This is a genomic window from Nostoc sp. (genome assembly GCF_036917155.1).
Classification (GTDB): Bacteria; Cyanobacteriota; Cyanobacteriia; order Cyanobacteriales; family Nostocaceae; genus Nostoc.
Window position 1 is genome coordinate 22,679 of sequence record NZ_JBALDZ010000059.1, and the last position, 26,706, is coordinate 49,384.

At 43.7% G+C, this 26,706-nt stretch carries 26 protein-coding genes and 1 CRISPR repeat array; of the genes, 9 read left to right on the forward strand and 17 right to left on the reverse strand.

Annotated features, from left to right (window positions below; translation table 11 throughout):
- The 3 genes from V7K67_RS08760 to V7K67_RS08770 are packed head-to-tail and all read right to left on the reverse strand — an operon-like array spanning position 1 to position 4,736.
- Positions 1-1,551 (reverse strand): hypothetical protein, encoded by a 1,551-nt coding sequence (locus V7K67_RS08760; protein WP_334731108.1) that lies wholly within the window; start codon positions 1,549-1,551, stop codon positions 1-3.
- Positions 1,541-2,386 carry a hypothetical protein gene (locus tag V7K67_RS08765; RefSeq protein WP_335166094.1) on the reverse strand — a complete coding sequence of 282 codons (846 nt, stop codon included), beginning with the start codon at positions 2,384-2,386 and terminating at the stop codon, positions 1,541-1,543. The genes V7K67_RS08760 and V7K67_RS08765 overlap by 11 nt, the downstream gene beginning before the upstream one ends.
- Positions 2,346-4,736, reverse strand: coding sequence for a hypothetical protein (locus V7K67_RS08770; RefSeq protein WP_335166096.1), 2,391 nt, complete (start codon positions 4,734-4,736; stop codon positions 2,346-2,348). Before V7K67_RS08770 ends, V7K67_RS08765 begins: the two co-directional genes overlap by 41 nt.
- 140 nt (positions 4,737-4,876) lie before the next feature.
- Here V7K67_RS08770 and V7K67_RS08775 point away from each other — a divergent pair, with 140 nt between their 5' ends.
- Positions 4,877-5,167 carry a hypothetical protein gene (locus V7K67_RS08775; protein WP_335166098.1) on the forward strand — a complete coding sequence of 97 codons (291 nt, stop codon included), beginning with the start codon at positions 4,877-4,879 and terminating at the stop codon, positions 5,165-5,167.
- Here the strand turns inward: V7K67_RS08775 and V7K67_RS08780 are convergent.
- The 3 genes from V7K67_RS08780 to V7K67_RS08790 form a co-directional block, all read right to left on the reverse strand.
- Positions 5,157-5,639 (reverse strand): lysozyme, encoded by a 483-nt coding sequence (locus V7K67_RS08780; RefSeq protein ID WP_335166099.1) that lies wholly within the window; start codon positions 5,637-5,639, stop codon positions 5,157-5,159. The genes V7K67_RS08775 and V7K67_RS08780 overlap by 11 nt on opposite strands.
- A gap of 329 nt (positions 5,640-5,968) precedes the next feature.
- Positions 5,969-6,436: a hypothetical protein gene (locus V7K67_RS08785; RefSeq protein ID WP_335166101.1), complete on the reverse strand. Its 468-nt coding sequence runs from the start codon at positions 6,434-6,436 to the stop codon at positions 5,969-5,971.
- Positions 6,437-6,533: 97 nt separating this feature from the next.
- On the reverse strand, positions 6,534-6,995 hold the full coding sequence (locus V7K67_RS08790; RefSeq protein WP_334731114.1) for a response regulator: 462 nt from the start codon (positions 6,993-6,995) through the stop codon (positions 6,534-6,536).
- 332 nt (positions 6,996-7,327) lie between these two features.
- On the opposite strand from V7K67_RS08790, the gene V7K67_RS08795 reads away from it, so the two are divergent.
- Positions 7,328-7,714 (forward strand): VOC family protein, encoded by a 387-nt coding sequence (locus V7K67_RS08795; RefSeq protein WP_334731116.1) that lies wholly within the window; start codon positions 7,328-7,330, stop codon positions 7,712-7,714.
- 253 nt (positions 7,715-7,967) lie between these two features.
- Here the strand turns inward: V7K67_RS08795 and V7K67_RS08800 are convergent, their stop codons facing one another.
- The 4 genes from V7K67_RS08800 to V7K67_RS34320 form a co-directional block, all read right to left on the reverse strand.
- Positions 7,968-16,517 carry a tape measure protein gene (locus tag V7K67_RS08800; protein WP_335166103.1) on the reverse strand — a complete coding sequence of 2,850 codons (8,550 nt, stop codon included), beginning with the start codon at positions 16,515-16,517 and terminating at the stop codon, positions 7,968-7,970.
- Positions 16,518-16,622: 105 nt separating this feature from the next.
- A CRISPR array of direct repeats spans positions 16,623-17,237; the repeat unit is 35 nt; unit sequence GTTTCCATCCCCGTGAGGGGTAATGATTTGAAAAC.
- A 684-nt stretch (positions 17,238-17,921) separates the two neighbouring features.
- Complete coding sequence (locus V7K67_RS08805) at positions 17,922-18,107, reverse strand: hypothetical protein (RefSeq protein ID WP_335166105.1); 186 nt, start codon at positions 18,105-18,107, stop codon at positions 17,922-17,924.
- Entirely contained in the window at positions 18,100-18,453 is a 354-nt protein-coding gene (locus tag V7K67_RS08810) for a hypothetical protein (protein ID WP_335166057.1), read from the reverse strand. The genes V7K67_RS08805 and V7K67_RS08810 overlap by 8 nt, the downstream gene beginning before the upstream one ends.
- Positions 18,454-18,481: 28 nt before the next feature.
- Entirely contained in the window at positions 18,482-18,556 is a 75-nt protein-coding gene (locus tag V7K67_RS34320; protein ID WP_442943792.1) for an HNH endonuclease, read from the reverse strand.
- Positions 18,557-18,571: 15 nt separating this feature from the next.
- Between V7K67_RS34320 and V7K67_RS08815 the strand changes: the two genes are divergently transcribed.
- The gene (locus tag V7K67_RS08815; RefSeq protein WP_335166059.1) at positions 18,572-18,712 is read left to right on the forward strand and encodes a hypothetical protein; all 141 of its coding nucleotides are present in this window, start codon (positions 18,572-18,574) and stop codon (positions 18,710-18,712) included.
- On the opposite strand, the gene V7K67_RS08820 is transcribed toward V7K67_RS08815, so the two are convergent.
- The 4 genes from V7K67_RS08820 to V7K67_RS08835 all read right to left on the reverse strand — a co-directional run bounded on the left by V7K67_RS08820 (position 18,693) and on the right by V7K67_RS08835 (position 20,903).
- On the reverse strand, positions 18,693-18,917 hold the full coding sequence (locus V7K67_RS08820; RefSeq protein WP_335166107.1) for a hypothetical protein: 225 nt from the start codon (positions 18,915-18,917) through the stop codon (positions 18,693-18,695). The genes V7K67_RS08815 and V7K67_RS08820 overlap by 20 nt on opposite strands.
- A gap of 170 nt (positions 18,918-19,087) precedes the next feature.
- Positions 19,088-19,984 (reverse strand): hypothetical protein, encoded by an 897-nt coding sequence (locus tag V7K67_RS08825; protein WP_335166109.1) that lies wholly within the window; start codon positions 19,982-19,984, stop codon positions 19,088-19,090.
- Complete coding sequence (locus tag V7K67_RS08830) at positions 19,981-20,211, reverse strand: hypothetical protein (RefSeq protein ID WP_335166111.1); 231 nt, start codon at positions 20,209-20,211, stop codon at positions 19,981-19,983. Before V7K67_RS08830 ends, V7K67_RS08825 begins: the two co-directional genes overlap by 4 nt.
- Positions 20,212-20,261: 50 nt before the next feature.
- A complete protein-coding gene (locus V7K67_RS08835) occupies positions 20,262-20,903 on the reverse strand; it encodes a hypothetical protein (RefSeq protein ID WP_335166113.1) in 642 nt (213 codons plus the stop codon).
- 183 nt (positions 20,904-21,086) lie between these two features.
- Between V7K67_RS08835 and V7K67_RS08840 the strand changes: the two genes are divergently transcribed.
- Both V7K67_RS08840 and V7K67_RS08845 read left to right on the forward strand, forming a co-directional pair.
- Positions 21,087-21,425 (forward strand): helix-turn-helix domain-containing protein, encoded by a 339-nt coding sequence (locus tag V7K67_RS08840; protein ID WP_335166115.1) that lies wholly within the window; start codon positions 21,087-21,089, stop codon positions 21,423-21,425.
- Positions 21,422-22,066 (forward strand): helix-turn-helix domain-containing protein, encoded by a 645-nt coding sequence (locus V7K67_RS08845; protein ID WP_335166117.1) that lies wholly within the window; start codon positions 21,422-21,424, stop codon positions 22,064-22,066. The genes V7K67_RS08840 and V7K67_RS08845 overlap by 4 nt, the downstream gene beginning before the upstream one ends.
- Positions 22,067-22,219: 153 nt before the next feature.
- Here V7K67_RS08845 and V7K67_RS08850 read toward each other — a convergent pair whose 3' ends face one another.
- A complete protein-coding gene (locus V7K67_RS08850; protein WP_335166119.1) occupies positions 22,220-22,612 on the reverse strand; it encodes a hypothetical protein in 393 nt (130 codons plus the stop codon).
- Between the two features lie 163 nt (positions 22,613-22,775).
- Here V7K67_RS08850 and V7K67_RS08855 point away from each other — a divergent pair, with 163 nt between their 5' ends.
- Genes V7K67_RS08855 through V7K67_RS08870 form a run of 4 tightly spaced genes read left to right on the forward strand, consistent with a single transcriptional unit; the run spans position 22,776 to position 25,253 of the window.
- Complete coding sequence (locus V7K67_RS08855) at positions 22,776-23,486, forward strand: Rha family transcriptional regulator (protein WP_335166121.1); 711 nt, start codon at positions 22,776-22,778, stop codon at positions 23,484-23,486.
- The gene (locus V7K67_RS08860; protein WP_335166123.1) at positions 23,483-24,769 is read left to right on the forward strand and encodes a hypothetical protein; all 1,287 of its coding nucleotides are present in this window, start codon (positions 23,483-23,485) and stop codon (positions 24,767-24,769) included. Before V7K67_RS08855 ends, V7K67_RS08860 begins: the two co-directional genes overlap by 4 nt.
- A gap of 32 nt (positions 24,770-24,801) precedes the next feature.
- Positions 24,802-24,975, forward strand: a complete 174-nt coding sequence (locus V7K67_RS08865) for a hypothetical protein (RefSeq protein ID WP_335166125.1) — start codon at positions 24,802-24,804, stop codon at positions 24,973-24,975.
- Positions 24,976-25,013: 38 nt separating this feature from the next.
- Positions 25,014-25,253: a hypothetical protein gene (locus V7K67_RS08870; RefSeq protein WP_335166127.1), complete on the forward strand. Its 240-nt coding sequence runs from the start codon at positions 25,014-25,016 to the stop codon at positions 25,251-25,253.
- Positions 25,254-25,285: 32 nt separating this feature from the next.
- Here V7K67_RS08870 and V7K67_RS08875 read toward each other — a convergent pair whose 3' ends face one another.
- On the reverse strand, positions 25,286-25,750 hold the full coding sequence (locus V7K67_RS08875) for a hypothetical protein (protein WP_335166129.1): 465 nt from the start codon (positions 25,748-25,750) through the stop codon (positions 25,286-25,288).
- A 44-nt stretch (positions 25,751-25,794) separates the two neighbouring features.
- On the reverse strand, positions 25,795-26,421 hold the full coding sequence (locus V7K67_RS08880; RefSeq protein ID WP_335166131.1) for a hypothetical protein: 627 nt from the start codon (positions 26,419-26,421) through the stop codon (positions 25,795-25,797).
- Positions 26,422-26,706: the final 285 nt, after the last annotated feature.

The following is a 26,706-nucleotide window of genomic DNA, read 5'->3' on the forward strand; positions in this document are numbered from 1 at the left end:
TCAACTGGGTGAGTAAAAAGGGCTAACAGCTAAAATCTGGACGAAAGATAAATTAATACCTGGATCAATCACAAGCTGTCTAAGTTTTATATTCTTCTTTTTGCCGTTGCTAAGAGTACAAGTACTGTTTTGGCTGTTATAAGAATTGATTTGGAACTGAGCATTAAAATCTTGGTTGATGATTGCTGTAAACGCAACTGGTGATTGATCGGTGGATTGTTGAGAGCAGACGATAATGTTGTTTTTGTAAAAATTAGTAAAGTTTGCCACAGCGCCAGTTTTGGCAGAATTGATGCACGCATCTTCACTAGTTAATTCTGGGTAATAAGAGGTCGTCCAGGGATTTTGCCAATCATCATTAAGTGCTGGAATTGTCTGAGGAGGGACAAAATCTAATTCTGTTACCTGTGTCCCCGATAGCAGATACCGATGCACTGCCGGACTGGAGGATAGATAAGTCTTAGTTTTTAAATGTGCAATTATTTCTGATTTTGCATAAGTCAAGTAACTTCCAGTCAGGACGGCTGGATCACCAGAAATCAGAGTATAGTCGGCAATATTTAAATCCGCAATTTTAGTCGCTATTTTACCTTGCTGAATGTAAAAGCTAGCGAGAGCGATCGTTTCAATTGTAATCTTAATGTCACCCGTGACTGTCTCTGTATAAAGAACTCCACCAGCAGTATTTGATTGAACATCATAGCGGTAATTGTATCCAGCAATTAGGCTGACAAAATGCGTTCCAGCAGCGCAGGTTGTGGTATAGGAGATTGAAGTCCCACTAGAATAGGCGTCGCAAGTCGAAGTATCCAGTTCAATGATTGTGCTGGGTAATTGATTCCCTGGCTCCACGTACTGAGCGTAGGTGTAATTTGTAAAGCGATCAACGCTAACACCACAGTAAGTATCGATAACTCCGCCGCCGGGAGAAAAGCTAACCTCAATAGTAATTACAGATGATGTTGGAGAAACGAACTTAATTGCAGAGAGGCGTGTGCTTTCCCCTGTACTATATTGGTTGTAACTGAAGAAAAAACTATCAAGGAAACCGCCACTTCCAAACTCAAATAAGAAGGTATCCTCAAAAACAATTGATTGAGTTGGTTGAGTTACGACATTGCAATTTTGGCTGACTTGTCGTTGGATAGGGTGCGGGAAATAGAAAGTTTTGCTATAAAATTCTAGGTTACTCCGTGCGTAACCTGCCCGGATCATAAATAGAATTGCAGCATCCAAGAAATCCTTACTTGGCGGATTGGATGGTGTTGGTTGCATTTTGTGGTGGGGCATGGAATCATATCCACCTAAAACTCCACCACGCCTTAGTCTAATACTTTCACCCTTACCCAGTGCCCCATTCGTCTGCGCTGCCCCATAAATAATATTGCCGCTAACATCCTGTAATCTTGCTAGCCCAGTATTGGCATCAAAGTTTAAATAGTTAGTAGGTTGCGATTGCTCAAGTTGGGCTTCGGCTGTATCAGTAATTTTCTTTTGATATAAATGGCGATTGACGAGCAACTGCGCTTTCAGAATATCGTCAGCTTCCATTTACGTATCCCGAATTCAGAAGCACAAGGGGAATTTGATAGCTATAGCCTTGCCCATCTGCCAGAGTAATCGGGCTTGATTCTACAGCGTAGGCGACAATGATGCCATTCGCGTTCCTAGCGCGGAATGTGCCAGATCCGGTATCTGTGATATTTACACCCGTTAACTGAAAATCGTTGGTAGTTACGCTGGACACTGTGTAAATAGTGCCAGCGACAATTCCACTGGGAAGAGTTGCTAGGGCATCAGCAGTAAATATTAACTGATCTCCATTTGCATAACCATGAGCAGTGATGGTAATGCGATCGGTGGTGGGATTGACATTGGCGTTCGTGAAGCTTTGAGAGCAAAGCGCTGCCGAATTGGCCATTAAAAAGGGGGTTTGGAATTGCAGTGCGCCACCTGTTGCAGAGAATGTGGCGCTAATTGTCGGCAGTTCGTAGCGCTGATTTGTGGTGTTATAGCTGCCATCAGCAATGCTTGCTGATGCCCTAACATAACCATTATTGGGCAGCAATTCACTTGCAAGGAAATCAGCAAGCAAATTGCTGCGGGTTAGTGTCGCAGTGTTCGCCAAACATAGCCGAAATTTAGTGGGATCGGGTGCAGTAGCGCCACGGAAAAGGATTTCGGCCGATTGTGTTATCCAGGCATTGGTAAAGATTCCGGTTGGCATGAGAGTTGTTGCACATCGCGTGGAGTTATAAGAATTCTTCCCCAATACCCAATACCCAATACCCAATACCCAATACCCAATACCCAATACCCAATACCCAATACCCAATACCCAATGACTAAGGCTGCAAAGAATTCCAGTAACTTTGATCAGCTTCATCCCAAACGACATTCCCCCAATAGAGCGAGGTGAAGCTTCCGGTGAATTGTGTGCCAAGACCCAAGCCCAAAGGCAATACAAATCCGCCAGTCCAGTGCGCTCCTTCCCCTAATCCCAAGGGCATTTGTGCTGTGGTGGTAGTGAGCAAGTAGGCATAAGAGGTAAATTCAATTCCCAATGCCATCCCCAGGGAGAAATTCTCAATCTCTGTATATGGCAAAGTAACAACGCCAGGAATTACTACACTGCCATCAGCCGGAAATGTCACCCCGTTGATTATGGTATTGCCATCAGGCGTAATAGTCACCTCGCCCACTACAGCATTACCGTCAGGTGTAATTGTTGCACCACTGATGATATTGCCATTGATTGATAGGGTATTTGAAGTAATGACGATCGCCCCCTGCACTGGAATTGCCGATTGTGACTGCCCTACCCAAATCCCATCACTTGACCATAGCGCCTTTTGTGCTGTAACAACCCAGCTGCACCCATCGGCTAAATAATTCTGCCCTGTACCATCAAATTCAACCACATTCACCCCAAATAGTGGACTGTAGGCTTTGAGTAAGCTATTGGGGATTGCCCCTGCCATTTCCTGCCCCTGCCACCTTCCCCTTAGTAATCTGCCTTCACGTTTAGCTAGAGCCTCAAGCTGTTTATTGGCGCTACTATCACTGCTGATGAAAAATTTTTCATAAGGTACTGTAATCCCTGCCAAGAATTCCACATTATATGTGCGCTCACGTTGTTTGAAATTGCCGCTACACGGGTCTTGAAACAACGCGGTGTAAGTGACAGGGTTTTCCTCGATGCGAGTTGATGTTGGGCGACGTTCGGCGGCAGGTGGAGTTTCTTGCCCTGAATTAGAACGGCGTTTCTCGCTGGAATCCCACGTTAAGCCTAGTTTTTGCTTAGTTCGCTGATTCACATCATCAGGATACTCAATTGCTGTGCCGCCCTCAGCTTTGATGGTGGGCTTAAGAGTGTAAGTTTCGTACTGCCAAGTGTATTTATCAATCTGCTTCCATTCTTCATATTTATACTCTGAAACTACAAAATACTCTGGAATTGTTTGCCACTCATTCCAGTTTTCATTGCTGCCGTTCAATACGATTACCGCAAGTTCCTGGGTCTGGGTAATTTTGTTCAAAATTACTTCCTTGGGGCTGTAAGTATAAGTTTCAGACACCTGTTTCGTATTTACTAAACCCAGAAAATTACCTACAATAAAGTCGGGTCTAACTTCTTGTATTTCTGCTAAATATTGTGATTTATCCGTATTGAAAATAGTAATTTTTTGGATTAACTTGCCGCCTGCGCTGACATCCTCAAAGTCTGATTCTTCAATTTTCGACTCACCCAAAAATGATTGAAATAGTTGCGGAGGTAGTTGCGGAGGATCTTGCCCTGATGGAGCAAATTTATCCCAAAAAACCTTTGGCACAATCAGTCCCCACGGTTTCTCGGTGTTTGAAGTGATGGTAAATTTCCCTTCATCCTCGTCCCATTTTTGAATTTCTGTAACTCTGTTAATTACTATTAACCCAGTATATGTAGGGTCAAGGATTGCGGGAGAGCCGTATTGTTCGGTGACAGTTTCACTATCAAGCTCTATCTCCCGCGTTACCATCTGCGTGCCCACGGCTTTGATTTTCTCGCAAGGTGATTCGGCTCCTCCTAGTCGGCGATACCAAAGCTCATTCTTGCCAACTATCAAGGAAACCAGCGATTGAGTTGATTCGACATTAACGGTCGTGATTCTGAAGCGCTCTTGATTATCAATCCAGCCAACTTGATTGCTGGCGTACAGCAATTTGCCGACGGATTGGAGATAGGAGCCTGAAAGATTTAAAGGGTAATTGTAGAGCGTACTTGGTAAATTTAAAGTGTTGGCAGTGATTCCAGCTTCACTTAGTAGTTTGGTGATTACATCTCCTGCGATTTGAGAGCCACTAGGCTTGTTGTCTGCTTTGTCTGGGTCTGTGGGTTCTTTGAAATTGAGCAGGGTAATCAAATCGCCAACTTCTAATGTTAATTGCTGCTTTTCTACATCATATTTGGGGGTAAGTAGCCGCAGTGTCCCCCGTGGATGGCGTGTCAGGCTGCCGTTAGTATCAGCAATATCCAGAGTGACGGACTTGCCACGGCAGAAGGCGCTGGGGCTTTTGCGATCGTCAAGGGATTGGGTGAATCCTAGTGCTTTGCCCAGCACAATCTGCCCAGTAAAAGTAATCAGCCCAGATTGATCCAAATGGCTATCACTACCTTGAAAGGAGATGAGGCATGGGGTGTAATCTGTGCCTCCTATAAGTAATCTTACGTTTCTGGCTGATTGGTTGGCGGACATGGGTGATGAGGCGATATCTTCAAGCCCATGATTCCTGTTGCTGGGTTACGGAACATGCAGTATTTTAAAATACTAACCCGACACGATAACGCCCAAGTATTTACATTGTTATATTTGAGCGATTAATGATAGGTGCATATATGGCAACAACAGTATTGGATAAATTGGCTGGGCTTTTTGGAAGCGCGATCGCTTCCATCCAAGAAAATACTCAATTGAAGGCTGATAACGCCCAATTGAAGGCAACGAATGCAGACTTACAAACAAGGCTTGATGCTGTTACCGGCTCTCTAAACCAAGACGAGCAAGAGAAAGCTGATCAAGCGACCAAGTTAGCTTCTCTTGAGCAACTCGTGGCACAGTTTGAGGCAGCCAGTGCCGCTCCTGCGCCCGATTCTTCTACTCCTGTTGCTGCTACTGCTACTGCGTGAGCCAGAGTTTTGCCTCTGCAATTCGACGGCGGCGTAAACCCGCTGCAACTGTTGAACCCGGATTGCAGTACAAGCTAAAAACTCGTGTTACTTCCTTGGTGTCGCTCCAAAGGTCGGAATTTTTTAGCAGTCTACTGATACTGCCAAATCCTGAAGCAAGGTAGAAATTACTGCCTAAATTGTAACCAAAACTCAAGATCGCCCCTTTTTGGTTTGTCGTCAGGTCATTCCAAGAGGGGATTTTTTGTAGGGGAGGTAAGTAGTCTTTCTCTAATTGAGCGATCAACATCTCGTCAGCTTGTTCCTGGGTGATGGTTTCCCCTAGCCGCCAATTACTGCCATCAAGTTTTTTGGTAGCGCCCCAGCCAATAGTTATCGGTTTGCCCCTAGTGCGTGGGTCAGGGTAGGCGTGGAGATTACAGCCCTCGAATTCTTTGATTAGGTCTATGCCTGGTGTTGGTAAGTTTGTCATTATGAGCGATCGCCAAGATGTATGATCGCATTCATGATTCCTGGTCTAGGTTATCTTTATGGCATCTGAGCGAACCCTCATTGTCGTTCACTACGCTGGTACAAAAGTTGGTAATCACGCCCCATTTGACCACTTGGGCGTGATTACTAAGAATTATCAGCGCAATAATCCTAAATCCTCTCGTCTTACACTGACCCAAATCATAGAAATATTGCTAGACGACCCAAAAAAGCACTCTTCAGTCTTTGGGGATGTCCCAGGCTCCTCAAAAATAGAGCGTGGAGAAGTTGTTAGTTTGACATTGTTTGTCAAAGATTACAAGTCAGTTTTCAGATCGCCTTATCCAACTCCCTTAGCACAAAATTTGCCACATACGGATATAGCTGATTCTTCTGCCACTGACTTTTCGGCTCAAACATCCGCGCATAAAACCGCGCCGGATAAGCAATCCCACCCGTGAAAGAGATTTGCGCTCCCCCAGGCACTAAAGCCCTAGTCATCGCTCCCTGCTCAACGAAATTTTGAATACTGTCGTCCACGATAATGCTGTAATTGCCTTGAGTTCGACGCAAGCGATCGCATTCCCCAAATATCGCCCCAATCGCATACCACTGTGGCAGTGTCACCATTGCTGAAATAGTCCAGATATGCTTTGGTTCATATACTGGGCCAGAATCCAAGGGTGTGCCAGCAATGCTGTACTCGGTTTGCCCGGTGTCGGCGAGGATGCGATCGTATGACACAAAACGCTTGAGGGTGACAGAGATGCTGCTGATTGAGAGGGTTAGTTGCCTCATGAAAAATTTTTTGCTGTTTGGGCTAGGATGATTGCTAGTTTTCCTGAATCAAATGGACAAAGCTCCGTACCTTTAGGTCGGAGAATGGTTACAAAGTCTATGTACCTTGTGTAAGCTTTACTAAGATTGCAACTAACTCATCTGGTTCAAAAGGCTTACGAATAACCTCTTGAAACCCAGCATTTATTGCTTTACTTAAGACTTCCGTATCTCTATAACTTGTAAGAGCCACGGCTGGAAGAAACCCACCATCTATTGCTTCTTTCTTTCTAACACTGCGAATTAGTGAATAACCATCCTTGTCAGGCATCCTAATATCGCTGATTACAATATTTGGTTTCCACTCTTTTATTGCTTCTATAGCTTCATCCACTGATGCTGCCGTCTTGGTTTGTGCCTGATGATCTGACAAAACAAACTCCATGACGTATGAGCAATCATCACTGTCGTCTACTACAAGTACCCGTAAATCTTTGAGGGATGAAGATTTTGGGGATATTTCCTCTAAAAAGTTTCTATCTTCCTCTAGATACGTCTGACTCAAATTTTGTGACAGCATATATCAACCTCCTACTTGGTCATTACAATTAGGAGTCTTAAAAAGCAGATGGTGACTGCCATCTGCTTTTAGACATGTTCATCCCCAATTAAACACACATTTTTCGGAATTGCTTGAGATTGACTCAAATTACTTTCTTTTTCACGGAAAATTCATTCGTGGCAGAATGATATTGCTCTGATCGCAAACACTCTTCTTCTATGCCACCGTCATCCGCAGATAGGACAATCAAAGCACTTGCAGATGATGAAGCGATCGCGTCCCATACCTTGACTAAACAGAGCAAATGTACTAGTTTATCCTGAGTAATTCTTGCGTTGAACTGTAAAACTATGAAATTTTCTTACACTATCTTGTACGTAAAAGATGTTACCCAGTCGGTTGCTTTTTACGAAAAAGCATTCGGGTTACAGCAGCATTTTATTGACGAAAGCGGACAGTATGCACAGATGGAAACAGGCTCAACAAAGCTTGCATTTGCCTCCAACGAACTAGCCAATTCAAATCTGACTAACGGATTTCAAGAAAACAATTTAAAGAATCAACCTGCTGGAGTAGAAATTGCCTTCACAACGGATGATGTTGATACAGCCTTCAATCGTGCTGTCGAAGCTGGTGCAGTTAGTGAAGTCGCACCAAAACAAAAGCCTTGGGGACAAAAAGTCGGATACGTCAGAGATTTAGATGGTGTTTTAATTGAGATTGCTGGTCTTATGTAGACAGTTATTTTTGGCGATCGCCCCCCAGTTCTCAATCCAAAATAACAAAGCATACCTGAAAAAATTTTCATAACCCCTCTGGCGAATGCGATCGCTTGTTTCCAACGCAACTGAACAGGCGACAAATCTATACATACAAGCTTTTTGGCGATCGCCCTCCAGTTCTCAATCCAATGAGGAGAAAGCATACCTGAAAAATTTTTCATAACCCCGCCCCCACAACTTAACAAGAGTGAAAAATTTTTCACTCTTGTTACATCCCCGCCCCCAAGACCTGACCTCGTGAAAAATTATTCATGATCTTGGCCGTATCATCCACAGGGTTAGCTGTAGAAACAGTAAGACTGCGCGGCGTATTAGCCAATGTAATAATCGCACTACTCAAAGCATCTAGCCTTTGCTCAATCCCCTGGTTTGCCATCTTCAGTGCTTCAACAAACTGATTACCTCCAGCAGATTCACGCGGTTGGATACTGGATGAATTTATGGCTAGCGTTGTTTTGTCCTGTGGTGGAATATCAGCTTTGCCTGTTTTGGGTAAGACTGCTTTTTGGTTCGGCAGTTTCATTTCATCCCGCTGCCGTTGGTAAGCATCAAAAATATTTTCACCAGGCTTGAGGTCGAGTTTAGGCATCGGGTTAAGTTCGATTTTTTGGGGAAGTGCCATCTGTGGGTTAGTAGATCCAGTTTTCGCCTCAGCCTCCCAAAGACTCATCGGCTTGCCTGCTTTTTCCCCAGCTTCCACCAAATCCAACGCAGTGCCGCGTTTGCGTCTATCCTCACCAGCTTGAAAGTTTTGGGTTTCCGTACCTGCTCGTACTTTCTGTTCTTGGGTAGCATTGGCAGCAATCTCAGGCTGATCGTTGAGGTTGGCTTGAGCGCTCTCTACGCGCTGATTGCTGAGGTCAATTTGCTTGTTGGCAATGTCCAGGTTAGTCTGGGCGGTTTCAATGGCAACAGGGTCTTTCTTGGATATGGCAATTTTGAGCGCTCCTTCTGCCTCATTCTTAGCCTTTTGGGCTGCATACTGGGCAGCTTGAGCATCATACAGAGCAATCTGAGCAGCAATTTTCTGGCGTTTCAGGTCGTTTTCTAAAGATTTACGCTGAAACTCCTGCTCCTTTTTCATCGAGTCCTCTTTCAGGCTGGCAATCTTTTGTTCAATAGTTGCCTTACTCTCTTTAATCTGAAGCTCGTAGTCATCTGGGTCGTCTCCACTACTGCCTTTTGTGACGGTAGCTGGGGTAACAGTCAGCCCGTATTGCTGCCCATAGCCTAGTTTCTGAAGTTGAGCTTTGACAGCCGCCTTTTCTTGAGGTTTGATTTTCGGATCTCTGAGTTTTTCAACCAACGCCTCTGCATCATCAGCATCATTTTTTTTGTTTTCTAGGGGTGCGATCGCTGCATCTGACAAAGCCTTGGATAAGTTACGACGCGATTCTTCTAGTTTTTTAGTTTGCTCTAAACTTTGATTGTAAAGGTCAAGTTTTGATTTAGATTCATCAAGCTGACTCTGTTGTTTTCTGAAGCGATTCTCCTCAGCTTGCATGATGCGCTGGATGTTGTGTTCAACCGAATCCCTGTACTTCTCCTCCGCATTGATTTCCTGTTCAACTACCGCCAGATTAGCTTTTGCCAGTTCTTGATTTAAAGCATACCGCTCTAACATGAAGTCCCTAGCATCCCGCTTTCCTGTTTTGTATAACTCCTCGTTTTGGGCTATGCGGTCTTTAACTTGAACAACGTCATCGCTTGCTTTGACACCATCAATCTTAGTTTGATCAAGTGAGAATTGGTCTTGTGCCTGTGGTGTTAACCCGGCTTTTAAAAGTTTTTCTTTGGCAATACGGGTACTGTCAGCCTGCTTTGTGCCCGTCAGCGCCTCAGCTTTTTTGTTGAAAAATTCAATTTCTTTGAGTCGTCGAGCGAGAGTTGCTGATTGCACAGCAAGTCTATTTTCTGCCTCTTGTTTTTCTAAAGCAGTTTGCTGAGTGGTCAAGTCCCGCTCTTTTTTTGCAAATTCCTCAGCAGACATAAAGCCTGCCTCGTGTGATGCGCGGACTTCGCTTAATTGCTCATTAAGATTTTTACGCTGGTCTTGAGTGGTTTTTAGTTGGATTTTAGCAATTTGCTCGTTGGCGACTTCTTCGACTATCACTTTGGCTTCGAGCGATCGCTTAATGCTAGCAGTCTGTAGATTCTCGTTTTTTTGAATCACAGCACTTGAATCAGCTGCTTTTTCATCAATCTGAAACGAGTGAAAATCTTGTACGGTGGATTGCACTTTCTGCATAGATTGAGCATAATTATCCCGCATTCCACTGAGCTTATTTTTCTGCTCACGAGAGGTTTTCAGCTTTTCTAAGATGCCTTTATCGCTTTCATCTGTGGTGTTTTTGAGACGATCATCAATTTCGGCAGCGCTGGAATCAGGCGTTACTCCAAGCCGTTGTAGTGTGGTTTGGAATGTTGGCTGGTTTACTTCAGTATCCAAACCTTTGCTTATTGTTTGCTGGTGTTCGTAGTCGAGTCTCGCCTTCTCCTTCTCTTTCAATGCTAAATTTACAGCAGCCATTTTACCAGCAAACTTATTAGATTTGAATCCTGCCACCTGCTGAGTCGAAATTTCAGCTTTGCTAGTATCGAAAGCCAGTTGGGTTTTTTCTTGAGATTCAGCAAATACTAAGTTTAGTTGTCGCAATGCATTAGTAAATGCCCTTATTGGATCAATCCGTAATGAGCCTATTGCTTCCTCTAAGTTGGCTTTCAGCTCTTTTTTTGGGGCAAGCTGTTTTAAAAGATTTTCACGCTGTTTGTCGGCTGCTGCATCACCGCCCAAATTTTTTATATTCTCAGGTTTGTTGAGATCCTCTATTTGCGTTTTAATTGAACTGATTTCCCGGTCTGTGCGGCTGAGTAATAAGGTTAAAGGTTTGCTTGCTTCAGATCGCTGGTCATTCAGTCCAGCAATTTTTAAATTACTTGCTTCAAGCTGTTGTTTAAATTTGGCTGGAGGAGTTTGCCCTTTGTCTGTAAAGTCCCTTTTGATTTGGGCTTTCAGTATCGCTCTTTCTTCCTCTGCTGTTTTTAGCTGGGCATCAATAGGGCGTAGCTTACCAGCCTCTCCTGTGCCCGTTTTGAACTGGGAAAGTAGTAATCGTGCATCACCTAAATTATCTACATTTGATAGTCCTTGCTCTTGGATGTCGTTGTTGACTTTATCTCGCTCGTATTCTCCCCAAGTTGTCAGTTTAGCGCCTGGGATGGAGCCTATCCCTTTGTTGTAGAGATTGATAAGCATATCCCCAAACTGACCAGGGCCACTGGTGGCTACAGGATCAAGTCCTTGAGTTTTTCCACGCTCGATTTCAGCATTTTCTTGTTCGGCGAATGTGGAGATTTTGGAGCCAGTAGCAGAATTAAATGGCGCGATCGCATACTTATCAAGGAATCTTTCTACAGCGCCGGATGCTTCCGGCTTGGGTTTTTCAAAAGCTTTTTTGGTTTCCTCTGCCGCTCTTTTAGCTGATTCGGCTGCTTGATCAAACGATTGGGTCAATTCGGTGTTAACTGCTTGATTTAACAAGTTCACAACTTCCAGAACAGCAAAAATACCAACCGACAGTTTAGCGGAAAACGAATTGTTAATTGACTGACCCAAGCTTGCCATTCCACCGCTTAAAGTTCCAGTCGCAAGCCTAGTTTCTATTAAAGTGGCAATCACGCTTTGGAGTGCGCCAACCATTTTTATGCTCAACGTTGCTGACACGCTAAAAAGAATGAAACCCAATTCCTTAGCATGAGATGCGATCGCCTCAAGAATTGCAGATAGAGCATTCAGTCCAGGTATAGCGGCGGGTGCGACTCCCTCACCAATGCTCTGTTGTAATTTGAGGAAGGAGTTTTGCACCCCAAAAACAGCACTTGGAGCATTATCAGAAGCGCCCTTAGCTGCCTCGCCAAATTCATTGTGTAGTTGTCTGCCGAATTTCGGGAAAAAATCTTCAGGAGTGATACGGCCTGCTTCCTTCAGGCGATTGAATTCCTCTTCTGTAGTCCCCATTGCACGAGATGCAATGCCCAGAACACCCGGTATGCGAACGCCAAGCTCATCAAAAAGTTCAGCCCCAACTCTGCCTTGACTCATTGCCTTTGATAGCGCTTCCAGTGTCCCGCTCGTATCTTCGGCGCTCAATGACAAAACTGTAGAGGCTTCAGAAAGTCCTTGGAATAGGTCTTTTGTTTGCTTGCCTTCCAAGGCGCTATTACGAGTCGCACCAGCCAGACGCGTAAAACCTTCAACAGAAGCTTGCAAGGGGATTTTCAAATCATTAACGGTTTTTCCTACAAATGCCAAATTCTGAGCGCCACCCGCATCACCGCCGGATGCAAAATTGAGGGCGGTTTTGAGGCGATCGAGTTCGACAAATGCTTTAAAGGCATTAACCGAGATATCTGTGAGGATGTTTTGAACATACATGATCCCCTGAAAAGCCAAGAACCCTTGTATGAGTCCACCTATGGCTTTGAGTCCTTTGAGTTCGAGTCCAGAGAACTTACTTAATATGTTGTCGATGAAGCTAAATTTTTCAGGAGCTAAAGATGAGACATCAACTTCAACATCAATCTTGCCTTCAGCCTGCATTTTTTTGAGCTTATTGGTGTAATTATCAATCTCATGATTAATAAGCTCAAATGGCAGTCCAAGTTTTCGCAAGCTACCCTCTAATTCGCGAACTGCCCCATTTAAAAGCTTGAAGTTTTTATCTGATTGATTTTGTCCAAATTTGGCAGAAGCATCGCCTACCTTGCCAAAGGCATCTTGTAAATTCAAAAGCGCTTTCGTTTGCTGAACGTTGGGAGATTCCCCTACCTTAGTGCCAACTAAATTAGCAATACCTTCGGCATTTTTTGTGATATATCGCGCCTTTTGAATAACTGCGCTTTTCGACCTTTGCTTAAAAAACTGTTTGGGATTGTCGCGTATATTGCTAACGGCTTGTTCTCTTGCTTTTACTTTTGCTTCTACCTCTGCATTGCTTGGCAAGCTTGGTTCTACAATAGATTTTTCAATCCCTGTAAGTTGCTCTAATTCCTTACGAACTTCTTCGTCAATCTTGGCTTCCAAAAGCGCTAATTCTTTCCTTGCCTCATTTTGGCTTTTCAGTTTAGTCTGAAGTTTTTTGCCTTTAGGCTTGCCAATGCGTGGCGATACAGATAAAAGTGCTGATTTAAGAGCAGCTAAAATTTTATCGGTATTGTCAGACATAGCAAATAGTTCTGTGCCTGAATTATCTGCCACCAAATCATTAATAGCGAATAATTCAGATGACCTTTGTTTAACAGGCTCAGAGTTTTTAGCTGTTATTGGAAGCTGGGACTTTTGTGCTTGTCGTAAAGCGGGAGAGTAGGATCTATACTGGCGCTCAATTGTACCCTTGAATTGCCCCAGCTTTTTCCTAGTTTCTGCTGATAAATCAGTGCGTTTTAGCTGTTCGGAAACAAATGCAATTTGCTGGTCAATATCCGTGAGGGTGCTGCCAGCTAACTCTTGATTTGTGACTTTGCGATCGCTTGGCTTACCCTTAAACGACTGCTTGAGATTGGCAGTGATGAGCTTCTGTGCCTGTTGAGTTTTTGAAACTAATTCAGATCCAGATGGTAGTTGGGCGGAGTCTGCATTTTTCGCACTCTGTTGCTGCTGAACTTTAGCTAACGCTAGTTTTTTTAATTGCTCTGGCGTTGATTCAATTTGAGAAACTATACCACTAAGAGCAGAACCAAGTTCAGCTTGAAGCTGTCCGACTTCATCGGAAGTCAAAGACTCAATGTGGGCAGCTTTGTTTAACAGGGGCTCTAAAGATTTTGATAAATGATCGAATTGAGCAAAGATTTGGCTAATCTCATCTCGTAAATTAGCGCCATATTTCTCTACTAATCCCTGTATCGGCTGAATACTTTTAAGTGTCTGGGTTTGCAGATCCTTGATGGATTTTTCTGCATTAGCCCCAGCAACACCAAAGGTTTTTTGGAATTGCTCAACAGCACTTTCTTTCTGAATTTTTGCCGCAATTTGAGGTGTATTCCTAGCAGCAAATATATAGGCATCTGATTCTAGTTTTCTAGCAATAGGCTTTGCGAGTTCTGGCTGGGCACTGGTAGAACCTTCTATATATTTACCAAACTGTCGTGCCTCTTGTGGAGTTGGAGTAGCCAAGGGGATAGCGGAAGTTTCGCCTGCTAATGGATTTACTTTTCCAAGCCCAAACTGTAAAGCATGGCGTAACTCGTGAACAAGCGTGTCAATGATTTGAGTATTTAATTGCCCTTTCTGAATGAGTTCATGCACCTCTGGAGGTACGTTAACTCGGTTATTCTCTGGCGTGTAAGAGCCATATACGCCAGGGCGTAATTTACTAGAAGCAGCTAATTGTGGAATCATCCCCGCAGGGATTTCACCCACGCCAGACAATGCCGCAACTTGCTGAAAAATTTTCTGGTAAGCAACGGGTAAGTTATCTTTTTGTGATTTTTTTGCTGGTGCTGAAACACCTAAAACCTCAGATGCTTTACCTATCCCTCCTAGCTCTTGGGATAATTGCTCATACTCTTGCATCTGAGGAGCGATCGCTTTCTTCCTTTGCGATAACTCTGCGCGTCTGTCACTAAATTGCTTATTAAGTTCTCTACTAACGAATTTTCCTTGGATTTCTCCAAGATATCTAGCTTCCTGGAACTGTAACTCCCCTTTGGATATTTTTGATGAGTCTGTGTCAGGACGAGGAATTGCAGTGAGTGCAGTTCTGATTTTGTTGGCTTTACCTATTTCTCCTTTAGCTTCAAGTTGAGCGACGAGATTTTCAAAAGTTTTGACTTGTTCCTCGTACTCTTTGACTCTTTTCTTAATTAATCGTTCAGGAGTAAGTTTGACTTTGAATCTCTCAGCTATTTTTTGTAGTCGCTGTTGTTCAGATGCGTAATCTGCGGTAAAAGTTTGAGAATCCTGCTGGATACCTGGCAAAACCCCACCTATTTCGGCTCCTAATTGTTTTAATCTCGCAGGCTTTCCTTGAGAGACTACCCTTTCGTAGTCGGACTGTATTTGCTCTGTTGCGGTTTGCTTATCCTTACTTGCAGATGCAGACGATCGCGATCGCCTAACAGCATCCGCAGTAAATACCTTCTCTTCGCCCAATACTTGCCTTGCTTGCTCGGATACTTCCTGCATCAAGCCAGGCATCAATTTTTTGAAAGCTAATCCAAGGGACTCAACAATCCCTTCTCCTATGGCTTCCCCAACAATTGCACTACTACCAATACTGCTAGACAAAGCGCTTCCAATTGCACTTTTTATACCAGCGCTAATGCCAGAACTAAGCTCATCTCCTAACTTTAATCCAGCACCAGTAAAGATTGTGCCAATTGCTAGAGTTGCAGCCTTTAAAGGCAGCAGCAGCACTCCTAGCAAGCCCGATCCAATGCCAACAGCAGCTTTGAACAATCCTCCGGTCAATACAGTAAATATATTTTTACTGGATGCACCTCGGACACCTTTTTCGACTGCCTTACTGATATCCCCGTCAACGGAATCAGTTTCTAAGGTGACTTTTGTTTTTTGCTGTAGTGGCGATTTTTTAGCATCAATATCTACATTAATTTTGATTTTAGACTTTTTAAAGTAGCTCTCAATCTTGTTGGTAACGCCTTTGAGCTTCGATTCATCAACTGAATCTAAGCCTTGCATCAGCCCCGCGATCGCATACTCACCAATCTGTCGAAAAACTTTCGATGGCGATTGAATTCCTAGCTGTCTTTTGACTGATGATACAAGAGAATTTATTACCGATTCCCCTGAACTTTCGGCTTCTGCGAACCCTTGGGCAAAGCCCTGAGCCGCACTCTTCCCAATTCCCCTAAATTGCTCGTTAACTTGCGCTGAATCAATACCAACGGAAATATTACCTAAACCAGAAAAAACGGACTTAATAACGGACTTAATGCCATCAAAAGGAGCAAGAATCGCCGACCGAATACCTTTAAATGGCGCAAGGATTACCGACTCAATGCCTTTGAAAGGCGCGAGAATGACTGACTCAATACCCTTGAAGGGTGCGAGGATGATTGATTCAATGCTTTTAAATGGTTTGGCGATCGCGTCACCAATATTGCCACTACCAAAATCGTAGTTTTTGATGCGGTCAAATTGACTGACAACTCCATCAATCTTTCCTTGGATTTGGCTTGGGTTGATGGTATCTAAGCCCTGCATCAGCCCCGCAACAGCATACTTACCAATCTCCCGAAAAACTTTTGACGGCGACTGAATGCCCAATTGCTTATTGACCGACTTAACCATCGAATCAATAGCAGATTTACCCGCACCCTCAACTCCTGAGAACCCTTGCGTAAAACCCTCAACAGCGTATTTACCAATCGTCTCAAACTGCTGTCTTACCTTGGTTTCATCAACTTTAATATCAACGGTGACAGGCGTTATCTTTGATAGTCGTCGCAGCTTCTCTTGGAAATCTTTGACGTTGGGCGCTAAATCAACAATGATTGGATCAATACTAGTTGATAGCTTTTTAATCTGCTGGTCAAAAGTCTTTGTATCTATTTGAAGGGGGATGAAGATGGGTTGTGAAGAGTGCAATCCCTTGATTTGGCGTTCAAAATCTTTGGTATCTAGCTTGATGCGATATGCAATCTGACCAGCATCTTGAGATTGCAGCTTCTTTAAGTCGCTGTCGAACTGGGAGCGATCCAGGTTTAATTGAATTGAAGCGGAACCTAAACTTCCCATGACCTGATAACTGGATTACATCATGGTTTGGGTTCCCAATCAAATGGTTGCTATACCTCATGAAAAATTTTTCATGAGGTAGTCTTGAGTAGCGAGTGACCCAAAGTTTCCGTCCCCGTGAGGGGTAATGATTTGAAAACAAGTTATTACGTGGATGACTCAGGAATAAAAATAAGTATTGTTTCCATCCCCGTGAGGGGTAATGATTTGAAAACAAACTTGCCGTGCAACCCTGTTAACTCGCAGCTTGCTAAGTTTCCATCCCCGTGAGGGGTAATGATTTGAAAACCTTAAATGCTGGAAATCCTAGTGAGGTTCTTATACAGTTTCCATCCCCGTGAGGGGTAATGATTTGAAAACGACGGTTTAGGAACGGGTAATACACGATCTAGCAGTGGTTTCCATCCCCGTGAGGGGTAATGATTTGAAAACTTGTTGGCTTCATAGGAATATGCATTCCCAAACGCAGTTTCCATCCCCGTGAGGGGTAATGATTTGAAAACTTTTGTACAGAGCAACATTTTTGAAAAACAGGGTCCCGTTTCCATCCCCGTGAGGGGTAATGATTTGAAAACCAACAGTTTGAATTTTAGTGGCATAATATTTGAGAACGTTTCCATCCCCGTGAGGGGTAATGATTTGAAAACTTCTTGCTGAATTTATCAATCCAAATTGTTTTGGTATAGTTTCCATCCCCGTGAGGGGTAATGATTTGAAAACCCTACCATTTTAGAACCCTTATCCTGACTGGGTTTAAAGGGGGCATTTTCGCGGGGGGTCTAATTTACCTGTCAATAAGCTAGATTTATTGACAATCGACTAGAAGTAGACCCTACTCAAAACATTGTACAGTAAGCTTTTCGCGGGGGTCAACGTAATAATCAGGGTTTTGGCGATTGGTCTACCCCCGCGAAAAATTTCCGTGTGCAAAGTTCAAAAAAATACTTTGAGATTCACTTGGAAACGTTAGATTAGGTTTTCAAGGTTCTGGCTAGTTGTGTCGATGAGTTTCAACACACTTACCTTACAATAAAATATCTTACTTAGGATCGTCAAGCTGTAATCTAGAGTTGGGAACGTAAGAGATAAGAAAAAACCACCCGACTGCTGGGTGGTTTTATCAATCAGGACAAAGAAAAGTCCTTAATTCTTATTTTGGTTTCTGCTCAGGTGATGCAGTTCCGACACTGCATTCTCCAAATGCCTAATCACTTCATCAGGTGGTGGTGACTGTTGACCGAGAAGATTGGAGATTGGAGATTGGAGATTGGAGATTGGTACAAGCCCAGCAGGAAAGTGGGCGGAATAAATCTCAAAGACGCTCGCGGACTCGGTAACGCAACGCTTACGTCAATCTCAAATCAGAGAAGCTGCATCCAAGAGTGGGTGTAGTCAATCTCAAATCTACAATCGGCAATCTACAATTGTTTGACGATATCCCCAGCAGAAGAGCGCCTCTAACAGGTCTTGGAACGAAAAACCCTCTTGATCCAACAGTCCAATCAAATCTTCCACAAAATTAATCAGCCCTTCTCTTCTGGTATCTCGCAAAGCATTGCGAATTGAGATTTTTTGCTCAGAATCAATCATGTTGGGACTCCTCTAATTGTTCAGTTAAGACGGCTTTGTTATTTTGATGAATCTCAACAAGTGATTTTTCGTAGTTGATTTCGTTTTCTAACTTTTCTAATGACGGCAACTCGATCTCAGACTCTTTAAGCTGGTCTGTGTCATACCCCTGGTCATCAAGCAGCACAGCATAAATCCATCCTTTGCCCAAGTCGAAAGCCCTTCTTGTCCCTGGTGATTGGTATTCAATCCCAATAATTCGACCCTGTTTTACCAGTTGCCCGAAATGATATTTGGGTTGTGACCAATGGCTAGGAAAGCGAATACAGGATTTCTCGGCAATAATTTCTGGTGTATCTTCTGGCATGGCGTTACCTCGTTTTTGATTACAGCCGCTAACTTGCTAGGCGTAAATTATCGGTTTTGTTACTCCCAGCTTTTGAAAGGGGAATGTAGTGGTCAATGGTCATCGTCTCTGGTACTAGATGGCACTCACACCAGAAACATCTGTTTCCGTATTTGTCAATGAGGCGTGGAAGTTTATCGCGTCTAGCCTTTCTGTACAAGCATTTATGTCGGCGCAAGAAGCAGCAGTTATCCATCTCACTAACCATGCTTTTTTCTAGCTGATAGTGTTGCTTTAACAAGGTCACAAACTGTATCCACAGAGTAAGAATTAACAAGGGCGTAATTCACCAAACCGTCCAGCACTTCATCAAATGTGAAACCTTGTTTTTCGAGGAAGGTCATGACTTGCGCCAAGCTGTTGCACACAAAATCATGTCTCTGTTCTTTGAGAGCGATTTCAAGTGAGACTGAATCCAAGTTCATGCTTCTCTCCTCCCCGTGCCTCGATGATGAGGGCAGTCTTGAAGACATCCGTTTGTTTCGACTCCGCTCAACATAAAGTTGGTAGCTTGTACAGGAGGTGTAAAAATCTGCACGAGAAATAGAGCCGCGCTTGCAGCTATTAGCAAAGTTTTCAGATTCATAAATTATGGTTAAGCTTTTACTACGGGGTGATTTGTCTGTTCAACGTGCTGTATCCACTTATGAACAGCCTCTAATTCGTCACCACCTTGGGCAACCACAGCAATTACGTGTTTTTTGTAGGAATTCTCAGCATGAAGTGGGTGGTCAATTTTGTTTGATGCCCAAGCTAAACACATGACTTTGATTAGTTCATCAACCTTGCTCACTTCAAGCTGACTAGGGCGGTCAACATCTTGGAAACTTAGCCACTCCTTGACCAAATCAACAGGGTAGTCAAGTAAAGTGCGTATAAGCTTTACCCGCAAATCCTGTGGATGTGGTGTTTGAACGGTCGTTAGCGGCGGTTGTTGGTCAACTGCTGAAATATCAACCGTGTTTCCTTCTTCGTCAACCATCAAATCCAATTCTTCTGGGGTGTATGTTACACTGCCAGCAAAAATGTCTGGACAATACCAGCGCACACCGTTGGACATTGCACGGTTAAACATCATGTTTCTAGGAAATTTCTTCCAAGTGTGGCCGTTCTTTCCCTCTAATGCACCAGCAGCCTGGGCATCATCAAGAGTAAAGGTGCTTTCACCAATCGCCTCACCATTTTCATAGAAGACGATGGTGCAGCCATCATTGTCATGGCGAGTAATCCGGTAGTTGTATTTATCAGAACGCTTTACCGCCGCCGCCATTAAGTTGGCTCCAATGGACGGCTTGCCGTTAATGATATGCACCCCAACCATTGAGGCTATAGCACCGAATCCTAACTCCATACCTGCCAAAACTTTCACGCCACACTGAGCAGCTTCCTTGGCATCAGAGAAAAACCCAGACTTGGCAAGCATATTTGAAAGACGACTCAGGTCATCGATGTTGCGAATAGTTAAACCGCCTTTCAGGTGTTGGTCACTCATTCCACACCCCCGCACAAAGCAGCTACTGAAAGGAAATATTTCCGCAAATATTCAGCAACTGATCCTTTGAAAAACAGAGTTGTTGGATTCCCTTCACTGTCAGACATTGAGAGGTGAATCCTCACACCAAGAGTTTCTTCTCTGTCTACGATGTAACTTTTCTGAGCCTCTAAATCAACGTAGGCGATCGCATTCAAATTAATTACCAAATTTCCAACTTTCAACATGATTTCACCTCATGAAAAATTTTTCAGGTGGGCAGTACCCACCCAGTTGTTTATGCTGCTACCAGTTCCATGCTTTGAGTTTGTACGCTCGTCTCTTTCAATCGCTCCCACTCATCACGGGTAAGCTCATCAAAGGGTTTATCTAATAACTCTTCAAGACTGACTGCAACTGTTACGATTACTTGCTCTAACCGTTGCTGCACCAAATAGTTCTCTACTGCTATTTGGTGCTTGCACTTTGTCCCTCTGTAATGACAATCAGCACACTCGCAGCGCTGATTAACTTCGCTCGTATTGGGGCGAACGACATAATAGTGGTCATTCTCGCAGTTGTGGACTACAAACTCCGAGCCGTGTTGCTCAAGTACTTCAATGGTTGCAGCCCGTTCCTCACGAGTCGTTAATACCTGAACTTGTTGTGGCTGATGAAGAGCTAATGTGCCTGCAACATACTGGGATTTGACCCAATCTGTTGCCTCACAATAAAGTGAAGTGCGGTAAACCTCAACTCCAGAAACAGACACATACCAAGGGTTTGAAGAGTTGAAGGCATCGTGGGAAAGTTCAGCGATGGTAATACCCTTAACGGTGACTTCAAAGTTGTAAAACCCGTCAATGTCGGTGAAGGTCACATCGTCTTCATTTGAGATTTTTACGAGCGCTTTCTGGTTAATTGTTGCTTGTGTCATCATAGGAATACTCCATCTGTATGGTGGGTGATTTACAAAAGGCGATCGCTAACTTTCCACGGTGGGCGGTCGTCTTTTGTTATATATCTATATTCGCATTTATAAGTAATAGTGTCAATATGCGAATTCGCTTGTATTGCGATTCGCAGAAACAAGCTATAGTATGAGATATGAGAATATGGAGGTATGGCAGTGCAAAATAAAATTAAAAAATTTATAGATGAAAGAGGCGTAAGCCGATATAAGTTCTGGCAAGAGACAAAGCTTGGCAGAGACACGGCTTATCGCTTATGTAATGACCCAAATTACATACCTACAGGCAACGTATTAGATAAAATTTGTGCCACTTATAAAATTCAGCCAGGTGAACTTTTAGTTTGGCTTCCTGATGAAGATCCACACTCAGATATGAGCGGTGTCAGCCAAATACCTGAGACTGAGGAGCTACCGAAAACGAACAAGCGCTCTCGCAAACAGGAAAAAGCTGTTAGTCAACTGCTGATCTTCAGGAGAAGATCAGCATGAGTCTGTTTACCCCTGAACAAATTTATCTACCGGATCTGCCATCACTTCCTTTGAAGAACAGACAAAACTTACCTAGCATCTCCTGCATTTACTTTGTACTAGAAAATGGCTGGCTTGTTTATATAGGTAGGTTTAAAGACTTGCGCTTTCGATGGAGGCAACATCATCGGTATCACGATTTCCAACATTTAGAAAATGTCAAAATTGCTTGGCTAGAAATTTCTGAGCCTAGCCTTTTACATGAAATAGAAATGGCTTTAATTGCTTGGTTTGAGCCATATCTAAATCAAACTCCGTGCAACCCAGCTTGGATAGAGCGACTCAAATATCTTTCAGAAAACCCGAAAAAATTCCCAGTGGATTTGCTAGCCAAGAAGATGTTTTGTAGGCTGGCCGTTTTAATGGCGGAAAAAGATCCACAGCTGTCACAAAGGCAGCTGGCAAAAGATACTGGGTTGGACATCACAACCATTAATCGGTTATTCACAAACAATTTCAGTCGTGTTGATGTTGGCACGGTTGAGGTGCTGTGTAATTATTTTGGTCGAAGTGTAGGGGAGCTTTTTGAGATGAGGAATCCAGAAGATATTCCTCAGCGCAAAACAAAAAAGCAGTCCAGAGCAGAGGTTGAAGCAGCATAAAAAAGCGATCGCCCTTGGTGGACAGCGATCACTTTTTAAAACATTTCATTCCGAAAGTATTCTTCTCAGCGTTTGTTGAACGGTTCAACAAACGAAAATTAACTAAAAGCACTCGTCCAAAGTGAGAGAGTGATCGCTTTGCTTTCAACGGATCTACTTGTAGTTGTTAAGGTCAGCAAGCTTTTGTTTTAGCTTCTGGGCCTCATCGCATTCAGAAGATCCCGGCTTGAGTTCACAAATTCTTGACATGGTATTAAAAATAACCACATCATTCCTTCTTCTAGTTAAAATTATGCTCTCCTTCCACGCGGCTTGGTCTTTAACTGTTATATATTCGCACTTACTTTTTTGCCGATATTGAACTATACAGTCTTCGTACTCTTGACTTAATTGCTTAATTTCCTCTTCTTTTTGTTTTTGCAGTATTTGTAAATCCTCATAAGTCAAATCCGAGCTAATGAGCGGTTGTTTAGATTGCGCCCCCTGTGACGAACAGCCAGCCAGAACGCAAACTACAATTGCAGTGCCTAAAAATATCAGTTTCATTTGGATATAAAAATTTTGGTCTGTGCTTATGACACCCAAAATCGGACTGTGTTTAACTGATCCCTGAAAAATTTTTCATAAACCATGACCACCAAAAAATATTAATCCCTCTGATTACAGTTGGGGTCAATTCCGTTCGCCAACACAAACACCCACACCAACCATGAGCAAACTGAATGTTATTGATCGCGAAGGATTACTAGTTGTTGACTCTCGGCTTATAGCTGAAGAGTTAGGCATCCAACACAAAAACTTTCTAGCAAGCTTAGATAAGTACATTGAGGAGATAGAGGAGGATTGGGGGACTGTCGCGTTTGAAACGCGAGAGTTCAAAACCAGCCAGGGCAATACTTCAACAGAAAGGGTCGCGTTTCTAACGGAACCCCAAGCAACTCTGTTAATGACCTATAGCCGCAATACTGAACAGGTTAGACGGTGCAAACGGCAATTGGTCAAAGCATTTACAAAAGCGAAACTAGCTTTGTCTGGCGCGATTGAATTGCGAGTAGTGGAGCTAGAGCAAAAATTAGCAGTACAAACTGAAGCGATCGCACTCCTCCAATCCCAAGTACAAAACCTGCTGCCCATATCATCTGACTTCATACCGCCTGGGTGGGATGCGGATGTGTGGGAGAAATTACCGCCACAGGATAAACGACATTTCAGGTTTATGTTCCGCCGTCGTGGGTTTCGCCCTGGTAACGAAGTTGAGATAAAAGCACTGCCTGCTATCACCAGCCATCAGATAAGACTTATTCAGAGGGCTGAGGTTGAGCGAGTGACGGGTGTTGTGTCAGAGGAAGAATTACAGAGATTTGACGCACTCAAACAGCAAGTGCTGAAGCAATATCGCTCATGGGGAGGTGAGTCATGACCACAGCATTGCAAATAATTGACGGTGGTAACAAGCGCAAAAGGCAAAAAGCAGAAAAAGCTATCACCAGACCACACTGTAAAGTTTCAATTGATGATGTCAACTGGGTTCGTCAGCAGCCCCCATGTGTGCAGCAGCTTTGGCTTGATTGCGTCGCGGCAGAACAGTACGGTGGGGCAGCGCACAAATTAGACACCAACCTCAGTCGGAACTCATTTCTGAAAGCCAGTGCTGTTATCAACGGTGCTGCTCTATTTGAGTTTGAGGAAGTCAGGAGTAAAACCCAATCTGGTAGATCCGGCGTAACTGGTTTTCGTGTCAAAAATTTACACGGCTACTTCAACAGACACTATTGGGAAAATTTTGACAATCAACCTTTGACACCTGAGAGTCAAGCCGTGACAGCAGAAAATCAACAGGTGATGCCCCAAAATCATCAAATGATGTCTGAATGTCAAAATCTGACATTTTCGGAAGCTCAAACCAATATACAGCAAGAGTTTCAAAATCCTAACCACGGCGCTAACAATTCTTTAACTACCTACCAACAACCAACTAAGGTTGTTGGTAGGGTAGTTGGTTCTGACACGCAAAACGAAAACTTGCATGGTGAGGAGACGGCTCACACGCCCTTGGGGGGCGCGTCGCCTCCACATATCGAAAGCGCGTCAGAAGAGGAAGAATCGCCTATGGCGACAGGCTGCACGACGCTAGCGCTTGTAGATGATGCACCGAGTCAACCTGCTCCGAAGAGGACTGAAAACCAGGACTGTGGTGTTGAGGTGAGAGACTGTCATGTTCGCGCAGCGTCTCGTAGAGAGGGCATTTGTTCCGCCGCCGCGTCCATTGCTGAAGAAGAAAAAGAATTAACTCAAAGTGAGATATTTGAATGGTTGGATAGGGCGGACGTTGGAGAATGCCCTCCATTGTGGGTAATTCAATATTTGCTAGACAGTAAGTATTACGCCAGTATGAGGGCAACACTCAGCAAGTTTGAGAAGCGATGGAATGTATCTGTAGTCAATTACCAGGTGCAAAAATTGAGTGAGGCAATACCTGCGACGGTAAACCACGCTGCTAGATCCAAGGTTAGACCATTGCGAATGGAGAAACTGAAAATGGCTCTTATGGTTGGTGGGGAAAAACTTGATTTTGACTTTCTCCAAGAATGTTGGAATGATGACCCGGCTTTGCGGATAATTATCAAGCAGATGATTGCCAAATATCCAGAGTGGGGGATTGTTTGTGTAGATGGGGTGCTGGTTGATTGGAACAAAGAATAAGTGCTACAGTCCAATAAGTGCAAGCCTTGTGTATGTCAAACAAACCAGATCCACAGGTATTAGAGACAGCGATCGCAGCAGCGTGTAATGCTCATACAGGTTTGCATCAAGCAATTCATGAGTTGCGGCATGGGTCGGTGACTGAAGGCAAGCAGATAATCGCAAGGCAGATTGCGGCGCTGGCTAATGCGTTGATGATTTTGTAAGATGTTGGAAAATTTTTCATAACCCAAATATTGACAAAATGATGAATACGCTAGAACAAGAATGGCTGAATTACGCTTCAAAAGTTTTACCTAAAGGTTGCCCCCCTGTCCAGAAGCAGGAAACGCGCCGCGCATACTACGCTGGTATATGGACACTTTTACAAATGGTGAAAGAACTCGGAGATGACGAGGTAAGCGAAGAACAGGGAGCGCAAGAACTAGAGAAACTGGAAGAGGAATGTGTGAGCTTTATGTCTCAGGTTGGCAGCAAATACTGATATCCATACCTCATGAAAAATTTTTCATGAGGTTAAATTCGGCAAGCACTGCCTACCGAATTAGAAATTGCAAATTCTCCATCAAGCACCCATGCTTCGCCAAGTGCTGGAACTTTTACCACGCCGCCATCTGTTGCGATCGCCCCACTCACACCATCAATAAATCCAAGCGGGAATCTGACCAACCCATCATCAACCACTGGCTGTAGCAGCACCAATCCTTCACCAATCCACACAACGGGATTCACAGGGTTGCTGTCTTGTGATTTGGCGAGTTTATCCACAGGCGCAAGAGCTACCACCCACCCAGGCAACAATCCCGTATCAGCCAAGGCAAAGAAAGCATTGGCAGCATCGGAGTTAATGCGATCACTCTCATCCTCAGTAGGCGTAAAATAAAAGAAATCACTGGGTTTGGCGGCAACAGATTTCGGATCGCGGTTGGAGTTGACAAAACACGATGTGAGGGTAGCAATACCCAATTCAGCTAAGTGCAACTCCTCACGGTGTAACTTAGCGCCATAATGTAGCGCCTGTAAAATTATCCAGGTTGGCTGGTTTCCAAATCTTCTGGAATTGAATCTTCGTTCTTGAGGCCAATATCTTCGGACTCGCCAGTAAATTTCTCCCCAATCGGGATCTCTGGGTTCGGTGTCGAGTTTCCCAAATCTTCCTCGGTGATTGGAGTTGCGGCTGCTGGCCAGCCAGCTTCCTCCTTCTTGGCAAATTCAACTATCTCAGCCAGCAATTGCGGATGAACTTGATTTGGATCGCCAGTATTCTCCACTTGCCAGTCAGCCACCAGTCGGCGAATTACCAACGTTGCAAGTACTAGATTGCGTGCTACTGAATCCTCGTCCATTAAGTCTTGGAAGCCGACAAATTCTTCCAAGTAGTCTGCCAGTGATTCGCTGTCTCCTTGAGTCAAGGCATTGTAAATATCAATTACTTTTTTACCCGATTTAGTGGCGATATCCTTCGCCAGTTTTACAGCAGCAATGCGAATATCTGCTAGATTAGATGCTTTGATAAATAGGCGCTCATTGGGGCTGATATCGCCATATTTAGGTAGCTCTAATTCGCCAATTTGGGAATTACCAATAGTAACTTTTTCAAATTCTTGGGGAGAAGTCTTAAAAGGGAGTTTCAGCATTTGGATATCGGTCATCAGTTATCACTAACTGATTTCCCACTCCGGCAACAAAAAAGGTGGCTATCACCACCCTGCAAGGAAACAAAAAGTGAAAATCCAAGAAAAACTTACAAAAACGGGTGTCTTTGCACACCCGTAGTAGTTCCTATTCCGAAAGAGAAGAGAATTTAAATTTTAAATATTAATTGCGCTTGCTCTTTATGCTAATATAGGACTCCTATTTGATTTTTGAAAAAGAGTACGAGATAATACGGTTGAGTGTAAAAGTGTAAAAGCAGACTATGATAAACCAGCATCTAC

Excerpts from the sequence above, each read along its gene's own strand:
- V7K67_RS08760 (WP_334731108.1), bottom strand. The coding sequence starts at position 1,551 with ATGGAAGCTGACGATATTCTGAAAGCGCAGTTGCTCGTCAATCGCCAT.
- V7K67_RS08765 (WP_335166094.1), bottom strand. The coding sequence starts at position 2,386 with ATGAAGCTGATCAAAGTTACTGGAATTCTTTGCAGCCTTAGTCATTGG.
- V7K67_RS08770 (WP_335166096.1), bottom strand. The coding sequence starts at position 4,736 with ATGTCCGCCAACCAATCAGCCAGAAACGTAAGATTACTTATAGGAGGC.
- V7K67_RS08775 (WP_335166098.1), top strand. The coding sequence starts at position 4,877 with ATGGCAACAACAGTATTGGATAAATTGGCTGGGCTTTTTGGAAGCGCG.
- V7K67_RS08780 (WP_335166099.1), bottom strand. The coding sequence starts at position 5,639 with ATGACAAACTTACCAACACCAGGCATAGACCTAATCAAAGAATTCGAG.
- V7K67_RS08785 (WP_335166101.1), bottom strand. The coding sequence starts at position 6,436 with ATGAGGCAACTAACCCTCTCAATCAGCAGCATCTCTGTCACCCTCAAG.
- V7K67_RS08790 (WP_334731114.1), bottom strand. The coding sequence starts at position 6,995 with ATGCTGTCACAAAATTTGAGTCAGACGTATCTAGAGGAAGATAGAAAC.
- V7K67_RS08795 (WP_334731116.1), top strand. The coding sequence starts at position 7,328 with ATGAAATTTTCTTACACTATCTTGTACGTAAAAGATGTTACCCAGTCG.
- V7K67_RS08800 (WP_335166103.1), bottom strand. The coding sequence starts at position 16,517 with ATGGGAAGTTTAGGTTCCGCTTCAATTCAATTAAACCTGGATCGCTCC.
- V7K67_RS08805 (WP_335166105.1), bottom strand. The coding sequence starts at position 18,107 with ATGATTGATTCTGAGCAAAAAATCTCAATTCGCAATGCTTTGCGAGAT.
- V7K67_RS08810 (WP_335166057.1), bottom strand. The coding sequence starts at position 18,453 with ATGCCAGAAGATACACCAGAAATTATTGCCGAGAAATCCTGTATTCGC.
- V7K67_RS08815 (WP_335166059.1), top strand. The coding sequence starts at position 18,572 with ATGGCACTCACACCAGAAACATCTGTTTCCGTATTTGTCAATGAGGCG.
- V7K67_RS08820 (WP_335166107.1), bottom strand. The coding sequence starts at position 18,917 with ATGAACTTGGATTCAGTCTCACTTGAAATCGCTCTCAAAGAACAGAGA.
- V7K67_RS08825 (WP_335166109.1), bottom strand. The coding sequence starts at position 19,984 with ATGAGTGACCAACACCTGAAAGGCGGTTTAACTATTCGCAACATCGAT.
- V7K67_RS08830 (WP_335166111.1), bottom strand. The coding sequence starts at position 20,211 with ATGTTGAAAGTTGGAAATTTGGTAATTAATTTGAATGCGATCGCCTAC.
- V7K67_RS08835 (WP_335166113.1), bottom strand. The coding sequence starts at position 20,903 with ATGATGACACAAGCAACAATTAACCAGAAAGCGCTCGTAAAAATCTCA.
- V7K67_RS08840 (WP_335166115.1), top strand. The coding sequence starts at position 21,087 with ATGGCAGTGCAAAATAAAATTAAAAAATTTATAGATGAAAGAGGCGTA.
- V7K67_RS08845 (WP_335166117.1), top strand. The coding sequence starts at position 21,422 with ATGAGTCTGTTTACCCCTGAACAAATTTATCTACCGGATCTGCCATCA.
- V7K67_RS08850 (WP_335166119.1), bottom strand. The coding sequence starts at position 22,612 with ATGAAACTGATATTTTTAGGCACTGCAATTGTAGTTTGCGTTCTGGCT.
- V7K67_RS08855 (WP_335166121.1), top strand. The coding sequence starts at position 22,776 with ATGAGCAAACTGAATGTTATTGATCGCGAAGGATTACTAGTTGTTGAC.
- V7K67_RS08860 (WP_335166123.1), top strand. The coding sequence starts at position 23,483 with ATGACCACAGCATTGCAAATAATTGACGGTGGTAACAAGCGCAAAAGG.
- V7K67_RS08865 (WP_335166125.1), top strand. The coding sequence starts at position 24,802 with ATGTCAAACAAACCAGATCCACAGGTATTAGAGACAGCGATCGCAGCA.
- V7K67_RS08870 (WP_335166127.1), top strand. The coding sequence starts at position 25,014 with ATGATGAATACGCTAGAACAAGAATGGCTGAATTACGCTTCAAAAGTT.
- V7K67_RS08880 (WP_335166131.1), bottom strand. The coding sequence starts at position 26,421 with ATGACCGATATCCAAATGCTGAAACTCCCTTTTAAGACTTCTCCCCAA.